General features: G+C 68.2%; 13 protein-coding genes. 7 read left to right on the top strand and 6 right to left on the bottom strand.

The features are described from left to right. Positions 1-66: 66 nt before the first annotated feature. The 4 genes from IE178_RS16730 to IE178_RS16715 form a co-directional block, all read right to left on the bottom strand. Complete coding sequence (locus tag IE178_RS16730; RefSeq protein ID WP_193512847.1) at positions 67-573, bottom strand: hypothetical protein; 507 nt, start codon at positions 571-573, stop codon at positions 67-69. 28 nt (positions 574-601) lie between these two features. Then, positions 602-1729, bottom strand: coding sequence for a hypothetical protein (locus IE178_RS16725; protein ID WP_193512846.1), 1128 nt, complete (start codon positions 1727-1729; stop codon positions 602-604). A 377-nt stretch (positions 1730-2106) separates the two neighbouring features. Beyond that, complete coding sequence (locus tag IE178_RS16720) at positions 2107-3636, bottom strand: helix-turn-helix domain-containing protein (protein ID WP_184761562.1); 1530 nt, start codon at positions 3634-3636, stop codon at positions 2107-2109. A gap of 64 nt (positions 3637-3700) precedes the next feature. Beyond that, complete coding sequence (locus tag IE178_RS16715; RefSeq protein WP_184761561.1) at positions 3701-3907, bottom strand: DUF4236 domain-containing protein; 207 nt, start codon at positions 3905-3907, stop codon at positions 3701-3703. A 213-nt stretch (positions 3908-4120) separates the two neighbouring features. Between IE178_RS16715 and IE178_RS16710 the strand changes: the two genes are divergently transcribed. The 4 genes from IE178_RS16710 (at position 4121) to IE178_RS36010 (ending at position 9739) form a co-directional block, all read left to right on the top strand. Next, a complete protein-coding gene (locus IE178_RS16710; protein ID WP_193512845.1) occupies positions 4121-4555 on the top strand; it encodes a VOC family protein in 435 nt (144 codons plus the stop codon). 380 nt (positions 4556-4935) lie between these two features. Further along, entirely contained in the window at positions 4936-7653 is a 2718-nt protein-coding gene (acnA, locus tag IE178_RS16705; RefSeq protein ID WP_318280089.1) for an aconitate hydratase AcnA, read from the top strand. 105 nt (positions 7654-7758) lie between these two features. Beyond that, positions 7759-8184 (top strand): hypothetical protein, encoded by a 426-nt coding sequence (locus IE178_RS16700; protein WP_318280088.1) that lies wholly within the window; start codon positions 7759-7761, stop codon positions 8182-8184. A 13-nt stretch (positions 8185-8197) separates the two neighbouring features. Beyond that, positions 8198-9739, top strand: a complete 1542-nt coding sequence (locus tag IE178_RS36010) for a caspase, EACC1-associated type (protein WP_318280087.1) — start codon at positions 8198-8200, stop codon at positions 9737-9739. A 402-nt stretch (positions 9740-10141) separates the two neighbouring features. Here the strand turns inward: IE178_RS36010 and IE178_RS16690 are convergent, their stop codons facing one another. Continuing rightward, entirely contained in the window at positions 10142-10543 is a 402-nt protein-coding gene (locus IE178_RS16690; RefSeq protein WP_318280086.1) for an ALF repeat-containing protein, read from the bottom strand. A 722-nt stretch (positions 10544-11265) separates the two neighbouring features. After that, complete coding sequence (locus IE178_RS16680) at positions 11266-15069, bottom strand: GH92 family glycosyl hydrolase (protein WP_193512841.1); 3804 nt, start codon at positions 15067-15069, stop codon at positions 11266-11268. Positions 15070-15444: 375 nt separating this feature from the next. Here IE178_RS16680 and ngcE point away from each other — a divergent pair, with 375 nt between their 5' ends. From ngcE to IE178_RS16665, 3 genes are all read left to right on the top strand, one after another. Next, positions 15445-16902 (top strand): N-acetylglucosamine/diacetylchitobiose ABC transporter substrate-binding protein, encoded by a 1458-nt coding sequence (ngcE, locus tag IE178_RS16675; RefSeq protein WP_184761555.1) that lies wholly within the window; start codon positions 15445-15447, stop codon positions 16900-16902. Between the two features lie 78 nt (positions 16903-16980). Beyond that, positions 16981-17910, top strand: coding sequence for a carbohydrate ABC transporter permease (locus IE178_RS16670; protein WP_184761554.1), 930 nt, complete (start codon positions 16981-16983; stop codon positions 17908-17910). A 15-nt stretch (positions 17911-17925) separates the two neighbouring features. Further along, positions 17926-18861, top strand: a complete 936-nt coding sequence (locus IE178_RS16665) for a carbohydrate ABC transporter permease (RefSeq protein WP_184761553.1) — start codon at positions 17926-17928, stop codon at positions 18859-18861. Positions 18862-18888 lie beyond the last annotated feature (27 nt).

Below are 18888 nucleotides of genomic sequence, written 5' to 3'. Positions count from 1 at the left end.
TACGCCAGCCAGGCAGCGACCGAACCAGTGAACCTGAAACCACGTCAAACCGCCCTGACCTGCTAGTCAGCCACTCCCACGCAGCGGGGGAACCTCACCCAGGCCAGCCATCCCGGCGCAGAGCCAGTGCGCCATCGTCATGCCCAAGTGGTAGCCGAAGGCGGAGTGGGCGCTGCGCTCACTGCCGTACTGGTAGAGGGCGTTCACGAAGAGCCTGCGGCCGGCTGCGGGCGCGGGTGCGGGCACGTCCTTGAGCTGGAGGTAGGCCTGAAGGGGGGCGGTACGGGAGATGAGCTCGTTTACGGCGAGCCAGGGGGTGCGGCTCAGCCACGGGGTCAGGTCGCGCCCGACGCCCTTGGCCGCGAGGAGGACCTGCCGCCAGGTCGTGGTCGCCAGGTAGGTCCCGTACGAAGGCATGTCTGCCACCCCCGGCCACGGCTGGGTGGCACCCCTCCACAGAGCCTCGGAGGGCCGCCGCAGCGAGCTGAAGTCGCGTATGACGACGGGTATGTCCAGGGCGTCGGTCGGACTGAAGGCGAAGTCGGCCGCGTCGTGAGGGGGCTGCATGATCACGCCGACAGCCTGTCATGGGGCACGGACATCAGTCGCAGCTTTGGCCGAGGGATCGGTGAGGAGAGCGGACACTGGGAGAGGCCAGCCAGGCACGGACTTGTGCGTCCAGTTCCTTGGGCCGTCGGTTGCGGGCCCGGACATGCCGAGGGATATCACCGAGGGCCGCCCGGCCCTCCTTGGCCGTGATGGGACGCACTCGGCCGGCATCCACCATGCCCTGGCGCGTTTGATGGCGTTCGGAGTTTCGGCCGCCCACGAAGACGTGGCTGCTGATGCCGTCGGTGATCCACAGGCCCAGCGTCGACCACATGACGCTGCCTGCGCGATAGCCACGGAAGTCCCTGGCGTGGACGGGCACCAGACTGGTGGGGTCCTGCACCCAGGTGGCGATTTTGGCGTCCAGGTCCTGCGTGCGGTAGGCCTGGCGTCGTGGCCCCGTCGCGGCCTCGGTGGCCGCGGCCCGTTGGTCCCGGCGTTCGAGGATCTGCGGTGCCCACTGGTCGATGTAGAACCAGGCCGCCCTCATCAGCGGCCACCAGATCGCAGGGGGAATTTCCGGGGTGGACAGCTCTCCCCTGCTCGTGCGCTGGGCGACGTCCGCGGCGGTCCTGCCCGGCCAGGGATCGTCCAGCAGGCCCCCGCCGGACAGGATCGGAGCGAACGTCCTGAGGAAGCGGATCGTACGGACATCGTTGGCCAGCGTCGATGTCCCGGAGGTGAGGGCCTGATGGTCCAGGTAGTCCTGCCAGTCGTCCGCCACCCAGTCGGCCAAGTCTTGCGGTATCTGCTGCTCGACCGCCCATTTGACGATGAGCCGCATCTTGTCGCACGTCTCCTTCGCCGAGCTCATGCCCCAGGTCTCGGCCTGGAAGAACAGCCCCGCGTCCCGAAGGATCTTGTGGGTGCAGTTGAGCATCCCGAAGACGACTTCCCGGGTCCGCAGATTCCAGAGCGGATCGGTGGGGAACGACGCCTGCCAGGCACTCTTCACCCGGTTGGTCGGCCGTCGCAGGCAGTCGCCGGGCCACAAGCGGCTCTGTCCGAACAACGGTATCTCAACGCCCGCGATCAGGTTCCGGTGCCCGCCGAAGACCGGCGTGTCATCGGGGATGGTCTGCGAGACCAGGACGGCCTGCGCGGCCGTGGCGGACGTCATCGGTCGTACTCCGTTCGCATTCCCAGCGGCAGGTCCAGGCGGTACTTGCCGTCCTTGATCTGCCTACGGGCCTCGGGAAGCTGTTCCGCGCATTCGGTGAACACTTCCTGTAACGCGGCCGACTGAACGCCCCTGCTGCCCGCGTACCGGAAGGTGCCGGCACGGCCACTTCGGCGACAACCCTCCGTGATGACTGACGGATACTCAGAAACTTCTGGCGTATCGTCAGCCATTCAAGATCATCTTGCACGTGCGTTGCACAAGGTGCTGAAAAACAACAGTGATCAGTGGAGGGTGGTGAAGGTGAGTATCCGCAGGTCAGCTGGCATGTTGAGGTGTCGTGCCCCTTGCCTCCGAGGGGCACGACACCGTGCCGGTCAGATGTCCCGGAAGATCTCGATCTGCGCCCCGATCGAGTTCAGCCGCTCCGCCAGGTCCTCGTAGCCGCGGTTGATGACGTACACGTTGCGCAGGACCGACGTGCCCTCCGCCGCCATCATCGCCAGCAGGACGACCACCGCGGGGCGCAGGGCGGGCGGGCACATCATCTCGGCGGCGCGCCAGCGGGTCGGGCCCTCGACCAGGACGCGGTGGGGGTCCAGCAACTGGAGCCGGCCGCCGAGGCGGTTGAGGTCGGTCAGGTAGATGGCGCGGTTGTCGTAGACCCAGTCGTGGATGAGGGTCTTGCCCTGGGCCACCGCCGCGATCGCCGCGAAGAACGGCACGTTGTCGATGTTCAGGCCCGGGAACGGCATCGGGTGGATCTTGTCGATCGGCGCCTCCAGCTTGGAGGGCCGGACGGTGAGGTCCACCAGGCGCGTACGGCCGTTGTCGGCGAAGTACTCCGGGGAGCGGTCGTGGTCGAGGCCCATCTCCTCCAGGACCGCCAGCTCGATCTCCAGGAACTCGATGGGGACGCGACGCACCGTCAGCTCCGACTCGGTGACGACGGCGGCGGCCACCAGGCTCATCGCCTCGACCGGGTCCTCCGAGGGGGAGTAGTCCACGTCGACGTCGATGGTGGGTACGCCGTGCACGGTGAGCGTGGTGGTGCCGATGCCGTCGACCTTGACGCCGAGGGCCTCCAGGAAGAAGCACAGGTCCTGGACCATGTAGTTGGAGGAGGCGTTGCGGATGACGGTGATGCCGTCGTGCCGGGCGGCGGCGAGCAGCGCGTTCTCGGTGACCGTGTCCCCGCGTTCGGTCAGCACGATCGGGCGGTCGGGAGCGACGGAACGGTCGACCACCGCGTGGTACTGGCCCTCGGTCGCGGCGATGTCCAGCCCGAACCGGCGCAGCGCGATCATGTGCGGCTCGACGGTGCGGGTGCCCAGGTCGCAGCCGCCGGCGTAGGGCAGCATGAAGCGGTCCAGGCGGTGCAGCAGCGGGCCGAGGAACATGATGATGGAGCGGGTGCGGCGGGCGGCGTCCGCGTCGATGGCCGAGAGGTTCAGCTCGGCGGGGGGCACGATCTCCAGGTCGACACCCTCGTTGATCCAGCGGGTGCGCACGCCGATGGAGTTGAGTACCTCCAGGAGGCGGTAGACCTCCTCGATGCGGGCGACGCGGCGCAGCACGGTGCGCCCCTTGTTGAGCAGCGAGCCGCACAGCAGTGCCACGCACGCGTTCTTGCTCGTCTTCACATCGATGGCGCCGGAGAGCCGGCGGCCGCCCACCACGCGCAGATGCATCGGGCCCGCGTAACCCAGGGAGACGATCTCACTGTCAAGGGCCTCGCCGATCCGGGCGATCATCTCAAGGCTGATGTTCTGGTTGCCGCGCTCGATGCGGTTGACTGCGCTCTGGCTGGTACCGAGCGCCTCGGCGAGCTGGGTTTGCGTCCAGCCGCGGTGCTGCCGGGCGTCACGGATGAGCTTGCCGATGCGTACGAGGTAGTCGTCTGCCATGGGGATGAGGCTATCTCAGATATGAGATGGCGCCTCTTGGGGGGTCCATTCGGGTGACGTGACGTCAGTGTTCCCCGTCGCGACGGGTGCGACTGGTCCGGCGCCATCCGAAAGGTCCGGGCAAATCCATCGATGTCGTACGACGTCCCGTGCTGCTGCGTGTGTACCGGGGGCCGTTCCCGCTGCCGGTGGTGATGGACCATGAGCGCTTGTTGATGTTCAGCCGCACCCCCGGAAGGATCCGAAAGCTCTTGCGGAACGTGAGCGGCATGCCGTCCTCCTGTTCTGCCCCGAATGTTGCGCTCGAACTGACTTCGTCTCAGTCGGTTACCCCGCGCGGGCGTGATGATGTGAGCCGGAGACGGGTGAGGCAGGGCACGCCGGTGTGCGTTCCGTTGGCGCCAACCATGTCACGCGAGACCTCGGCCCACGCGGCGATGGCATCCGGGGTCTCGGTCGACGCCATCGTCACTATGGTGGACCGATGGCGTCGATCAGGCAGGTCCAAGTCACCTTCGACTGCGCGGAACCCGAGCGCGTCGCGCGTTTCTGGTGCGAGGTGTTGGGGTACGTCGTACCGCCGCCGCCGGAGGGGTTCGCCACCTGGGACGATTTCGATCGCTCGCTGCCGGCTGAGCGGCAGGGTTCGGCGTTCGCCTGCGTCGATCCCTCGGGTGTGGGTCCGCGACTGTTCTTCCAGCGCGTCCCCGAAGGCAAGGTGGTCAAGAATCGGCTCCATCTCGACGTGCGGGTCGGCACCGGGCTCGTGGGTGAAGAGCGCCTCGCCGTACTCGAGGCCGAGTGTGCACGACTGGTCGCGCTCGGCGCGGTGCGCGTGCGACTGCTGGCCGCCGACGGCTCCAACGAGTCCTGCATCGCGATGCAGGACATCGAGGGCAACGAGTTCTGTCTCGACTGAGGGGGCCGCGCACCTGTCCTCGTTTCGCCCCGGCACCCCGGCACCCCGGCCTGCGGCCCGGCGGGATCCACCCCGGCAGGTACGGCCACCCGGCACCCCCGGTGCGATCACCCGCACGACCGGGTTCACTGGGACGGAAGGCCGCATGGCCGCGTTCGCCGAGTAAGCGCCGTGACGGAATGAGAGCGGTCACCGGGCCCCAGGCATGACCATTCGGCCCCCGTGTACTAGAGTTATCTCGACATCGAGATATCTGCCGAGGCGCACCGCAGCCGCCACCCCGGTAAGGGCTACCTAACTTAGCCTTACCTTAGCGGATCGGTCAGGGTGGCATGGCGGCAGGATGCGGTGGTACGCGCACATCAATGAAGGAGACTGTCGTGTCGGCGAACAGCTTCGACGCCCGCAGCACGCTGCAGGTGGGCGACGAGTCGTACGAGATCTTCCGGCTGGACAAGGTCGAGGGCTCCGCGCGCCTTCCCTACAGCCTGAAGGTGCTGCTGGAGAACCTGCTCCGCACCGAGGACGGTGCGAACATCACCGCCGACCACATTCGCGCCCTGGGCGGCTGGGACTCCCAGGCCCAGCCGTCGCAGGAGATCCAGTTCACGCCGGCCCGCGTGATCATGCAGGACTTCACCGGCGTGCCCTGCGTCGTCGACCTCGCCACCATGCGCGAGGCCGTCAAGGAGCTCGGCGGCGACGCGGCGAAGATCAACCCGCTGGCCCCGGCCGAGCTGGTCATCGACCACTCCGTCATCGCCGACAAGTTCGGCACCAACGACGCCTTCAAGCAGAACGTCGACCTGGAGTACGGCCGCAACAAGGAGCGCTACCAGTTCCTGCGCTGGGGCCAGACCGCGTTCGACGAGTTCAAGGTCGTCCCGCCGGGCACCGGCATCGTCCACCAGGTGAACATCGAGCACCTCGCCCGTGTGGTGATGGTGCGCGACGGCAAGGCCTACCCGGACACGCTCGTCGGCACCGACTCGCACACCACCATGGTCAACGGCCTCGGCGTCCTCGGCTGGGGCGTCGGCGGCATCGAGGCCGAGGCCGCCATGCTCGGCCAGCCGGTCTCCATGCTGATCCCGCGCGTCGTCGGCTTCAAGCTCACCGGTGAGCTCCAGCCCGGCACCACCGCCACCGACCTGGTGCTCACCATCACCGAGATGCTGCGCAAGCACGGCGTCGTCGGCAAGTTCGTCGAGTTCTACGGCGAGGGCGTCGCCGCCACCTCCCTGGCCAACCGCGCCACCATCGGCAACATGTCGCCGGAGTTCGGTTCCACCGCCGCGATCTTCCCCGTGGACGACGAGACCCTGAACTACATGCGCCTGACCGGCCGCAGCGACCAGCAGGTCGCGCTGGTCGAGGCGTACGCCAAGGCGCAGGGCCTCTGGCTGGACCCGAAGGCCGAGCCGGACTTCTCCGAGAAGCTCGAGCTGGACCTGTCCACCGTCGTCCCGTCCATCGCCGGCCCGAAGCGCCCGCAGGACCGCATCGTCCTGGCGAACGCCGCCGAGCAGTTCAAGCAGGACGTCCGCAACTACGTGGACAGCGTGGACGAGGCGGGCCAGGAGTCCTTCCCGGCCTCCGACGCCCCGGCCGTCGCCCCCAACGGCGCCCCCAGCAACCCGGTCCAGGTCACCGCCCCCGACGGCACGACCTACGAGCTGGACCACGGTGCGGTGACGGTCGCCGCCATCACCTCCTGCACCAACACCTCCAACCCGTACGTCATGGTCGCCGCCGCCCTGGTGGCCAAGAAGGCGGTCGAGAAGGGCCTGACCCGCAAGCCGTGGGTCAAGACCACCCTCGCCCCGGGCTCCAAGGTCGTCACCGACTACTTCGAGAAGGCGGGCCTGACCCCCTACCTCGACAAGGTCGGCTTCAACCTCGTCGGCTACGGCTGCACCACCTGCATCGGCAACTCCGGCCCGCTGCCGGAGGAGGTCTCCAAGGCCGTCAACGACCACGACCTCGCCGTCACCTCGGTCCTCTCCGGCAACCGCAACTTCGAGGGCCGGATCAACCCCGACGTCAAGATGAACTACCTGGCGTCCCCGCCGCTGGTCGTCGCGTACGCCCTCGCCGGTTCGATGAAGGTGGACATCACCAAGGAGGCCCTCGGTACCGACACCGACGGCAACCCGGTCTACCTGAAGGACATCTGGCCGTCCGAGGCCGAGGTCAACGACGTCGTCGCCAACGCCATCGGCGAGGACATGTTCGCCAAGTCCTACAGCGACGTCTTCGCCGGTGACGCCCAGTGGCAGGCGCTGCCGATCCCCACGGGCGACACCTTCGAGTGGGACCCGGAGTCGACCTACGTCCGCAAGCCCCCGTACTTCGAGGGCATGACCATGGAGACGACGCCGGTCGAGGACATCGCCGGCGCCCGCGTGCTCGCCAAGCTGGGCGACTCGGTCACCACCGACCACATCTCCCCGGCCGGTGCCATCAAGGCCGACACCCCGGCCGGCAAGTACCTCACCGAGCACGGTGTGGAGCGTCGTGACTTCAACAGCTACGGCTCCCGCCGCGGCAACCACGAGGTCATGATCCGCGGCACGTTCGCCAACATCCGCCTGCGCAACCAGATCGCGCCGGGCACCGAGGGCGGCTACACCCGCGACTTCACGCAGGACGGCGGCCCGGTCTCCTTCATCTACGACGCCTCGCAGAACTACCAGGCCGCCGGCATCCCGCTGGTCGTCCTGGCCGGCAAGGAGTACGGTTCCGGCTCGTCCCGCGACTGGGCGGCCAAGGGCACCGCGCTCCTCGGCGTCAAGGCCGTCATCGCCGAGTCCTACGAGCGCATCCACCGCTCCAACCTCATCGGCATGGGCGTCCTGCCGCTGCAGTTCCCGGAGGGCCGGACCGCGGCCTCCCTCGGCCTGACCGGCGAGGAGACCTTCTCCATCTCCGGCGTCACCGAGCTCAACAACGGCACCACCCCGCGCACGGTGAAGGTCACCACCGACACCGGCGTCGAGTTCGACGCGGTCGTCCGCATCGACACCCCCGGCGAGGCGGACTACTACCGCAACGGCGGCATCATGCAGTACGTGCTGCGCAGCCTGATCCGCAAGTAAGCGGTACGGCAGGGTAGTTGAGGGCCGCATCCCCGGCGCCGGGGATGCGGCCCTTGCCGTCTTCACCGTTGTACGCTGGGGCACCACGAAGCGACGGGGGTGGCGGTGAGCCGCGGTACACAGCGCATGCGTCTCGTCCTGACCGGACGGCAGGACGGTGACCGGGAAGAGCTCGACGAGCTGACGCTCCAGTTGCGCGAGCGGCTGCTCGAACTCGACGTCGACGAAGTCGAACCGGACCGCTCCGGGGACATCCCCGACGGAGCCAAGCCGGTGGACGCCATCGCCGTCGGCGCCCTCGCCGTCACCATGGCCCCCATCGCGCTGCGGTCGGTGCTGGACCTGGTGCGGACCTGGATCGAGAACCGCCCGGTGCGCACGGTCGCCCTCACCCTCGGCGAGGACAGCCTGGAGCTGGAGGCCGTCTCCGCCGCCGACCAGCAGCGGCTCATCGAGGCCTTCCTCGCCGCGCACGGCCCGGATGCGCAGGAGCCGCCGGCCCAGGAACCGGGCGGCGGGCCGGGGCACTGAGGGACGTACGACCGTGTCCGCAGGCCGCTACGCGCTGCTCGTCGCGACGGGCCACTACGACAACGAGGCCCTGAGGCGGCTGCGTTCGCCCGCGAGGGACGCCCAGCGACTGGCGGAGGTGCTCGAGGACCCGCGGATCGGCGACTTCGAGGTGGACATGGTCGTCGACGGCGCCCACCACGAAGTGGCGCGAGCCATCGAGCACTTCTTCCTGGACCGCCGCAGGGACGATCTGCTCCTGCTGCACATCTCCTGCCACGGCGTGAAGAACGACAACGGCGAACTGCACTTCGCCGCCACCGACACCGACCGGCGGCTGCTCGCCTCCACCTCCGTCCCCGCCCAGTTCGTGCGACGCCAGATGCGCCTGTGCCGGGCGCGGTCGGTCGTCCTGCTCCTGGACTGCTGCTACAGCGGCGCCTTCCTCTCCGGCAGCAAGGGCGACACCACCGTCCACGTCAAGGACGACCTGGCGGGACACGGCCGTGCGGTGCTCACCGCGACCAACCGCACCGAGTACGCGTGGGAGGGCGACCGTGTCACCGAACTCGACCCCGAGCCCTCGCAGTTCACCGGAGCACTCATCAAGGGCCTGAGCACCGGCGAGGCGGACCGCGACCGCGACGGCCTGATCGGCCTCTTCGAGCTGTACGACTACGTGTACGAGGACCTGCAGACCTCCCGCGTCAAGCAGCGCCCGCAGATGTGGGCCGAGCTGGAGCACCGGGTGGTGGTCGCGCGGTCGGTCCTGCCGAGGCTGCCACGGAGCCGTGAGGACGAAGCGCACGCTCTCCCGGTTCCGCCGCCCGCCCCCCGACCCGCATCCGCACCGGCGTCCGCACCCGCCGCCGTCCCGGCGCGTGCCGAGCCCCGGGAGGCCGCGCGCCCCCTCGACCCCCTGGCCCGGCTGGCCCTGCTGACCGAGGCGATGACCGAGCTGGCGTGCATGGAGGACGCGGGAAGCCGGCTGGGGTTCGCGAGCCTGCTGGCGCAGTTGCTCGCCCGTCCGGTCGATCTGCGGGGCGTCCGGCTGAGGGAGGACGCGGTCGCGATCGTACGGACCGCGCTGAACCAGGACGGCGGGGAGAGCACGCTGCTGTCGGTGATCGCCATCTTCGAGGGGCAGCCGGCCGCCGCCGAGGTGCGGCGCAGGCTCGAGCCGTACGACGGCCCCCCGACGCCCAGCCGCCCGGCGGGGGCCGGAACCGGCTCGCGGACCCGGCCGGACGGGCCACCAGCGGGTTCCCACGGGGCCCCGCGGGGTGGCAGACGGCCGCGGGCCGCGCAGTTGCTGTCGCTGCTCACCGACGCGCTGTGCGAGCTGACGTGCATGGAGATGCCGCAGGGACGCGCGCAGTTCGGGGTGGTGCTGGGAGAGCAGCTGGGCCGCCCGGTCGATGTGCGGGGCGTCCGGCAGAGGGAGGACGCGGTGGCCGTCGTGCGGGCCGCGCTCACTGTCCCGGGCGGGGAGCGGGTGCTGGTGGAGGTGGTCCGGATCCTCGAAGGAGGGCCGGCGGGCGACGACATCGAGAGGCTGATCGACACCCTCGGCTGACCGGCGGCTCAAGTCGCTTGTGCGGCAACCGTTTACATCCCGGCCGCCCGGCGCTATCTTCCCCTCACGGGCGAGGTGGGAGCGCTCCCATGCTCCGGTGGACCGGAACCCGCCGTCGGCGCACTGCCACCTCGCCCGGTCCACACATCCCTGCGCGCACCTCTCCCACCCGCGGCCAGGGACGGGTGTGTCGTCTTCGCGAGGAAACGGTGACCCGGCGCTGGCACGAAAGTGGTGCACGCGTGTGGGCGATGAGGGCCAGGGCCGTACGGCGAGATGGTCGGAAAGAGCCACGAGACAGGCCACGGATCGGTGTCGAAGCCCGCACCGTGAGCGCGGCCGGGCTCACACCGCCCCCAATCCGGGGCCCGGCTGCGCGAGCGCGGCCAGGACCAGGAGGCTTCAGCCGGCGACCTCGTACTGGCCGACTTCCAGGAACCAGCGCATCTCCTCCGGGTCGCCGGTGCTGAGGACTGCGCGGATGGCTGCCTTCAGCTCCGGACTCGTGTCGGGCTTGGAGTAGAGCTGGACGAGGGCGACGCGGTCGTCCTGGGCCTGCGCGAGGCGGTAACCGGTCTCCAGGAAGGCGCGCATGTCCTCGACCGTGCCGTTCAGGGCCGCCCGGCCCTTGTCCTTGACCTCCGAACCGGCTTGCGGCAGGGACATGAGCTGAACGATCGCGACTCTCAGGTCGTTGATGTCGTCCTCGTCGTCCTTGACCGTGGAAGCGGAAGCGGGCACCGTACCGGCGGCCAGTGCGGGGGCGGCGAACGTGAGGGCCGTGATGGCGGCGGCCACAGCCACGGCCGCGGATATCGCAGTGCGAGGTGCTCTCATGCTGATGTCCCCATCGTTGATCGACAGTTGAGTCACCTGAGGCTAGATGTGATGACAGGGCAGTGCACGCGCTTTTCCGGGAGGAAAGGCGCGGTGGCCGCGCTGTGTACCGTCCCTCGTCGCCGGCGGCTCCGCCAGGACTCGGCGACCGGGCGTCGCGCCCGACGTCGTCCAGTCGATCCCGGGGGGTGAGTGATCGGTCGCGGCGAAGGTCGAGTCGTGCTCAATGGAGCTCGAACAGTGCGGGTCACTCGGTTTCGGCGCGCCGGCGGGCGGCGAGCATCGCGACGTCGTCCGTCCGCCAGTACCTCGAACAGGACGTCGTCCGGTCTCTGGAGGTCCGGCAGCACTTCCCCGAGCGTTCGTCCCAGGAACGCGGAGGCGGGCAGGCCACTGGCCTCAACCCAGGCCGCATTGACGTACAGATGACGCGGTCGCGCGTCGAGAAGGACGATGGGGGCCAAGGTCCCCTCCACAAGCTGACGCGCCGGAAGGCCCTCGCCCTCCGGGAAGTGCCACTGCGGCATGGGGCCCTCACCGTTCACAGGTTCCCTCTCGCTGTCATCGCTGGAGCCCATGCCTACCCCTTCGATGGATGATCTCTCGCTGCGGCGCGGAGGAAGCCGGCGGCCCTGCACCCATGCGAAAGGCGGGCCCGGACCGAAGTCCGGACCCGCCTCGACGGTGCGTCAGCCGAGCAGTTCGACCTCCGTCAGCGTCGCCTCACCGGTCAGCACCAGCCGGTAGTGGCCGTAGGCCCCCGGCTCGTCCACCGAGAAGGCCCGCGTCTGCCGGTCCCAGCGGAACGACTCGTCCGCCCGCTTGTCCAGGTCCGTCCACGTCCGGCCGTCCGCCGAGCCCTGCAGCACCCAGCCCGTGGGCGCCTTGGTGTGGTCCGAGGACGTCAGCGTGTACTGCACCGCCTTGGTGTCCCCGGTGACGGGCAGCTCCACGGTGGACACCGTGGCGCCGGTCGCCGACGTGTCGTCGAACAGGGAGCCCTCGCCCTTCAGCACGTCCTTGCGGGGCGTGGGCACCTCGTCGTCCTTGGTGATCGACACGGGCGCGGAGTCCTTGCCCGTACCCCACGACGACGGACGCGAGCCCATGTCGAACTCCAGGACCCCGCCCTTGGCGATCAGCGAGTGCGGCAGCGAGGTGGAGTTCCAGCGCTTGCCGTTGACCTTCAGGCCCTGCACGTAGATGTTCTTCGCGCTGTTCTTCGGCGCCTTGACGACCAGCTCGCGGCCGTTCTCCAGGTGCACGGTGACCTTCTTGAACAGCGGGGAGCCGATGGCGTACTCGCCGCTGCCCATCACCAGCGGGTAGAAGCCCAGCGAGGAGAACAGGTACCAGGCCGACTGCTCGCCGTTGTCCTCGTCGCCGTGGTAGCCCTGCCCGATCTCGCTGCCGGTGTAGAGCCGCGACAGCACCTCACGCACGTTCTTCTGCGTCTTCCAGGGCTGCCCGGCCGCGTCGTACATGTACAGGGCGTGGTGGGCCACCTGGTTGGAGTGGCCGTACATGCCCATCCGGACGTCCCGCGCCTCGGTCATCTCGTGGATGACACCGCCGTAGGAGCCGACGAATTCCGGGGAGGCCGTCTCGGGGGTGGACAGGTACTCGTCGAGCTTGTCGCCGAGGCCGTCCCGGCCGCCGTAGAGGTTGGCCAGACCGCGGCTGTCCTGCGGGGCGGTGAAGGCGTAGCCCCAGCCGTTGGTCTCGGTGTAGTCGTGGCCCCACACCCGCGGGTCGTACTTCGAGGACTCGACCCGCCAGTCGCCCTTGGCGCTCTTGCCCTGGAAGAAGCCGGCCTCGGAGTCGAACATGTTGACGTAGTCCTGGGCGCGGTTGAGGAAGTACGCGGACTCGTCCTTGTAGCGCTTCTCGCCCGTCTTCTTGTAGAGCGCCTCACCCATCTTCGCGATGCCGTAGTCGTTGAGGTAGCCCTCCAGCGCCCACGACAGGCCCTCGTGCGTGTCGGTGCTGGTGTAGCCGAGGAACGGCGAGGTCGCCATGCCCTTGCGGCCCACACCGGAGGACGGGGGCACGACGGTGGCGTTCTTCACCGCCGCGTCGTACGCGGCCTCCGCGTCGAAGTCGACGCCCTTGACGTAGGCGTCGGCGAACGCGACGTCGGACGAGGTGCCGGTCATCAGGTCGGCGTAGCCGGGGGAGGACCAGCGCGAGGTCCAGCCGCCGTCCTTGTAGTGCTGCACGAACCCGTCGACCAGCTCACCGGCCTTGGACGGGGTCAGGAAGGAGTACGCCGGCCAGGTGGTCCGGTAGGTGTCCCAGAAGCCGTTGTTGACGTACACCTTGCCGTCGACGATCTTCGCGCCGGTGTGCGTCGGGGTGTCCGGCTGCGGCATCTTCGAGAACGGAGAGGCGTACTTGTACTCGCCGTCGACCTTCTCGTGACCCGCGTTCGGGTACAGGTACAGCCGGTACAGGCTGGAGTAGAGCGTGGTCAGCTGGTCCGGGGTGGCACCCTCGACCTCGACCTTGCCGAGGATCTTGTCCCACTGGCGCTGGGCGCTGTGCTTGACCGCCTCGAAGGAACGGCCCTCGGGGATCTCCTGGCGCAGGTTGTCCTCGGCCTGGTCGACGCTGATCAGGGAGGTGGCGAGGCGCAGCGTGACCCGGCGGTCGTCGCCGGCGTCGAAGCGCAGATGGCCCTTGACGCCGCTCGCGTCGCCCTCGGTGACCTTCTTGTCGAACTCGCCGTACACGAACAGCCGGGTGGCGCCCGTGGACAGCCCGGACTTCACGTCCGAGTAGCCGGTGAAGGTGCCGTTCTCCTTGTCGAGGGTCAGGCCCGCCTGGTCGGTGACGTTGTCGAACAGCACGCTCGCGTCGTCACCGGGGTAGGTGAAGCGCATCATCGCCGCGTGGTCCGTCGGCGTCACCTCGGCCTTGAGGCCGTTCTCGAACCGCACTCCGTAGTAGTACGGCCGCGCGGTCTCGTTCTCGTGCCGGAAGGCCAGCTCGCGCGCCTCACGCCCGAGGTCGGGGGTGCCCGCGGCGACGGACGGCATCACCTGGAAGGTCTGCCGGTCGCCCATCCAGGGGCTCGGCTCGTGGCTCGCGCTGAACGCCTGGATCGTCGGCAGGTTGTCCGCGTTGTTGCCGCGCGCGTAGTCGTACAGCCAGCTCAGCGACCCGGCGTTGGTGACCGGGGTCCAGAAGTTGAACCCGTGCGGCACGGCCGTCGCGGGGAAGTTGTTGCCGCGCGAGAAACCGCCGCTGGAGTTGGTGCCCCGGGTGGTCACCGCGTAGTCGGAGAGATGGGCCTTCGGCCGCTCGGGCGCCACCTGCTTCAGCGCCACGTCGTCCAGCCAGCCCCGGAACTTGGTCTCGCCCTTGGGGGAGTCGTACGCCACCAGGATCCGGTCGACGGTCTTGCCGGCGGCCACCGAGCCGATCCGGGAGACCACGTTGTTCCACTGGTTGACGTAAAGGACCTTCGACGCGCCCTGCCCCTGCGGGGTGAGCGGGAACCCGTGCTGGTCACTGGCCCGCAGGTCGCTCAGATAGGTGCCGTCGGTGAAGGCGAGGTCGACGGAGACGTTGGTGGCGTCGTAGTCGAGGTCGCCGTCCGCCATCGAGGGGAAGACGCGGTACGACAACTGGGTGTTCCGGCCGACCGCCACATCGACGTCGAACACCTTGTTGTACGAGTAGGCCCGCCCGTCGGCGGTGTGCCGGCCGGCGTAACGCAGGGCACGCTTTCCGGTGAAGCCGGCGCCCGCCTTCGCCGTGGGCGAGCCGCTGGGGCCGCGGTCGACCAGCGAGAGCATGTCCTGCGGTATCGGTGTCTCGCTGTCGCCGGTGGAGAAGTGGACGTCGGCGAGCTGGATGAGTCCGCCGCTGCCGTTCTTGGTGATCTCCAGCCGGAAGTGCCGGTACTCGGCGACGGCCGCCGCGTCGATGTCGTAGAGCTTGGTCTGGTACCGCTCCGGGAACGTCTCGCCGGACCGGGTGTCGAGCGTCTTCCAGTCCGTGCCGTCGGTGGATCCCTTGAGCGTCCAGTCCCTCGGGTCGCGTTCGGCGTGGTCGTTGGCGGAGGTGAGCGCGTAACGGAGCACCTTCGCGGGTGCGTCCAGGTCGAACTCCACCCAGCCGGCGGACTCGAAGGCCAGCCACTTGGAGCTGGGCTCGCCGTCGACGAGGTTCTCCTTCACCTCCCCGCCGCCGGTGTTCTCCGCGCTCGCGCGGACGTCCGTGACGTGGTCGGTGACATTGCCCGGAATGCCGGAGCTGTAACCGCCGTCCACACCCGAGGCGCGCTTGTCGCCGCCCGGCGTCGTGTCAACGGTGTTCAGCCAGTCCGGGGCGGGTTCCCCGGACTCGAACGACGAAGCGAACTCCCGGTCCGCCTTGGCCGGTGCCGTGGGCAGGGCGACCGCGACGCCCTGGGAGCCCGCGGCCAAAGCGAAGGCGGTCGTCGCGACGACCGCCGTCCCCCATCTCTGCCGAACTCTGTGTTGCATGCGTGAGTACCCTCCCTGCGCTGGACAACGTTGTCAATCGATAAGCGCAAGAACCAGTAGTGGGTCAAGTGGCCCATGGTGTCAAGAGGGTTGAATGTGACATTCAGGTCCGGCGGCGAGGATATCGCCGCAGGGGGCGCGCCGGAGGCCGATATTTCCGCGAGGTCTCAACTCGGAAAAGACCGGAGGCGAACCTTGCATTCGATCTTGCTCCGTCGGCGTGAAGTGGACTATACCTGTCGGCACTCCGGGGAATCTTCACAGCACCCGACCATGTACCAGCCGAACTTCCTGCACGACCCAGCTTGACCCGAACGCGGTGCCGGGAAGGGTCCGGTTCACCGCCTGAGTCCTGGAGAAGGCGAGGACTTGAGCATGGGATCCACTTCCGGCGAGAACAACGGCACCGGTGCCCCCACCCCGACCGGTGTGGGACGCCGCGATCTGATCAGGCGGTCCGCCGCGCTCGGCCTGGTTTCCGTACCGGCGATGAGCTTCCTGTCCGCGTGTGCCAGCGGGGGCGGGAGCGACGACTCCGGCGAGAACGAGGGCGAGACGTCCGCTTCCAACCCGTTCGGCGTCAAGGAAGGCAGCAAACTCGACGTCGTCATCTTCAAGGGCGGCTACGGCGACGACTACGCCAAGGCGTGGGAAGCCGCCTTCAAGAAGAAGTGGGGCGTCACCTCCGTCCACACCGGCACCCAGGAGATCACGGGCAAGCTCCAGCCCCGCTTCAACGCCGGCAACCCGCCGGACATCGTCGACGACTCCGGCGCCCAGCAGATCCCGATCGACGTCCTGGCCAAGAACGGCCAGCTGCTCGACCTCGCCGAGGTGCTCGACGCGCCGTCGATCGACGACCCGGACAAGAAGGTCCGCGACACCCTCATCCCCGGCACGCTCGACACGGGCATGCAGGAGGGCAAGGTCGTCGCCCTCAACTACATCTACACGGTGTGGGGTCTGTGGTACTCCGGCAAGCTCTTCGAGGAGAAGGGCTGGCAGGCGCCCCAGACCTGGGACGACTTCCTCGCCATCTGCAAGGACGCCAAGTCCCAGAACATCGGCGGCCTCGCCCACCAGGGCAAGTACCCCTACTACATCAACGTCGCCATCATGGACCTGATCGCCAAGAAGGGCGGCCTGGACGCCATGAAGGCGATCGACAACCTCGACCCCAAGGCGTTCGCCGGCTCCGACGCCGCCACGGAGGCCATCGAGGCCGTCTACGAGGTCGTCGAGAAGGGCTATCTGATGCCCGGTACGAACGGCCTGACCCACAACGAGTCGCAGACCCGCTGGAACCAGTACAAGGCCGCGTTCATCACCAGCGGCTCCTGGCTGGAGAACGAGCAGCTCAAGACGACACCGCCGGACTTCGACATGAAGTTCCTGCCGATGCCGCTGCTGCCCGGCAGCGCGCTGCCCTTCGAGGCGATCCGGGCCGGTTCCGGTGAGCCCTTCATCATCCCGTCCAAGGCCAACAACCTGCCCGCGGCCAAGGAGTTCATGCGGATGATGCTCTCCAAGGAATGGTCGACCCTGTTCGCCAAGGAGGCGAACTCGCTGACCATCCTCAAGGACGGTGTCGACCCGAACGTGCAGCTGCGCCCCGGCACCCAGTCCACCGTCGAGGCCTCCCGGGCGGCCGGCGACAACACCTTCCGCTACCTGTACACCGAGTGGTACAGCGAGATGAACACCGCCATCGAGAACGCCTCCAACGAGCTGATGGCCAAGCGTATTCAGCCCAAGGAGTGGCTCAAGCGCGCCCAGGCCGCGGTGGACAAGCAGGCCAAGGACCCGGCCTCGAAGCAGAACCGCCGCGACTGATCCGGCTCGCTCGACCGACGGAATCCGGGCCGGGAGCAATCCCGGCCCGCAGCCGCCACACCCAGGGGCAGGAACGCCATGCGCAAAGGGCAGCACCGGTTCGTCGCGGGATTTCTCCTCTTTCCCGTGGCGCTCTATCTGATCTTCGTGATCTGGCCTTACATCCAGACGTTCGGTTATTCACTGACCGACTGGAAGGGGCAGTCGCAGACCTTCGAGTTCGTCGGCCTGGACAACTACACCGCGTTGTTCGAGGACGACATCTTCAGGGGGGCCATCTGGCACAACATCCTGTTCCTGGTGTTCATCCCGGTGATCACCATTCTGCTCGCCCTGTTCTTCGCCTTCATGGTGAACGCGGGCGGGCGGGGACGCTCCGGAGGCGTCTCGGGAGTCGCCGGATCCAAGTACTACCGGGTCATCTACTTCTTCCCCCAGGTGCTGTCCCTGGCCATCATGGCGGTGCTGTTCGGGGCGGTGTACCGCAGTGACGGCGGCGGCATGCTCAACGGCGTCCTGATCAAACTCGGCCTGGTCGACGAGAGCAACCCCGTGGAATGGCTCAACGAGCCCGACGTCGTGCTCTGGGCGTTGATGGCGGTGGTCGTCTGGCACGGCGTCGGTTTCTATCTGGTGCTGTTCTCCGCCGCCATGCAGTCCATTCCGCGGGACATATACGAGGCCGCGCTCATCGACGGCGCCGGCCGCGCCCAGTCCTTCTTCCGCATCACCCTGCCGCTGCTGTGGGACTCCGTGCAGACCGCGTGGGTCTATCTCGGCATCGCGGCGATGGACATGTTCATCCTGGTCTCCACCATGACCGCCGGCGACTACGGCGGCGGCCCCGACCACCACAGCGAGGTGATGTCCACCGTGATGATGCGGAACTTCCTGCTGTACGGCAGGAGCGGCTACGCCTGCGCCATGGGCGTGACCATGCTGCTCCTCACCCTGATCGTGTCCGTGGTCATGCTGCGCGCCACCCGTCGCGAGCGCATCGAGTTCTGAGGCGGAGAGACGACGATGAGCGCACCCCTCGAGGCAACCGCCCCCACCGGGGACCCCACCCCGCCCCCGCCGCCGGTGAGCAAGGGCTCCGTACGCCCCGGCGACCAGCGCGGCGAAGGCGTCGTGCTGAACGTCTTCTCGCACGGCTTCCTCGTCCTGTGGGCGGTGCTGATCGTGCTGCCGCTGCTGTGGCTGGTGCTCAGCTCCTTCAAGACCGACGCGCAGATCGGCGGCTCGGCCTTCGGGTGGCCGCAGAACTGGGACCTCGGTGTCTTCTCCCGCGCCTGGGAGAAGGGCATCGGCGACTACTTCCTCAACACCGTCGTCGTGCTGGTCTTCTCCGTGCCGCTGACGATGCTGCTCGGCTCCATGGCGGCGTACGTGCTGGCCCGGTACGAGTTCTGGGGCAACCGGTTCGTGTACTACTTCTTCGTCGCGGGCGCGATGTTCCCCGTGTTCCTCGCCCTGGTGCCGCTGTTCTTCATGGTCAAGCGGCTCGACATGCTGAACACCTATCAGGGCCTGGTGCTGGTCTACGTCGCCTACTCGATGCCGTTCACGGTGTTCTTCATGCACGCGTTCTTCCGGACCCTGCCCACGGCCGTCTTCGAGGCGGCCATCCTGGACGGCGCCTCGCACACCCGGACCTTCTTCCAGGTGATGCTGCCGATGGCCAAGCCCGGCCTGCTCAGCGTCGGCATCTTCAACACGCTGGGCCAGTGGAACCAGTACATCCTGCCGACGGTGCTGATGCAGCCGCAGAGCGGTGACGATCCGGAGCGCTATGTGCTGACCCAGGGGCTCATCCAGCTCCAGCAGCAGCAGGGGTACGCCTCGGATCTTCCGGTGCTCTTCGCGGGCGTGACGATCGCCATGGTGCCCATGCTGGTGGTCTACCTGTCCTTCCAGCGCCAGGTGCAGGCCGGTCTCACCTCCGCGACTTTGAAGTAACGCTTCGGAACCCCTCGAACACGCGCC

The organism is Streptomyces griseoloalbus, from assembly GCA_014650015.1.
GTDB lineage: Bacteria > Actinomycetota > Actinomycetes > Streptomycetales > Streptomycetaceae > Streptomyces > Streptomyces griseoloalbus.
The sequence above is the reverse complement of the archived record's forward strand: the minus strand, read 5'-3'. Positions and strand labels throughout refer to the sequence as shown.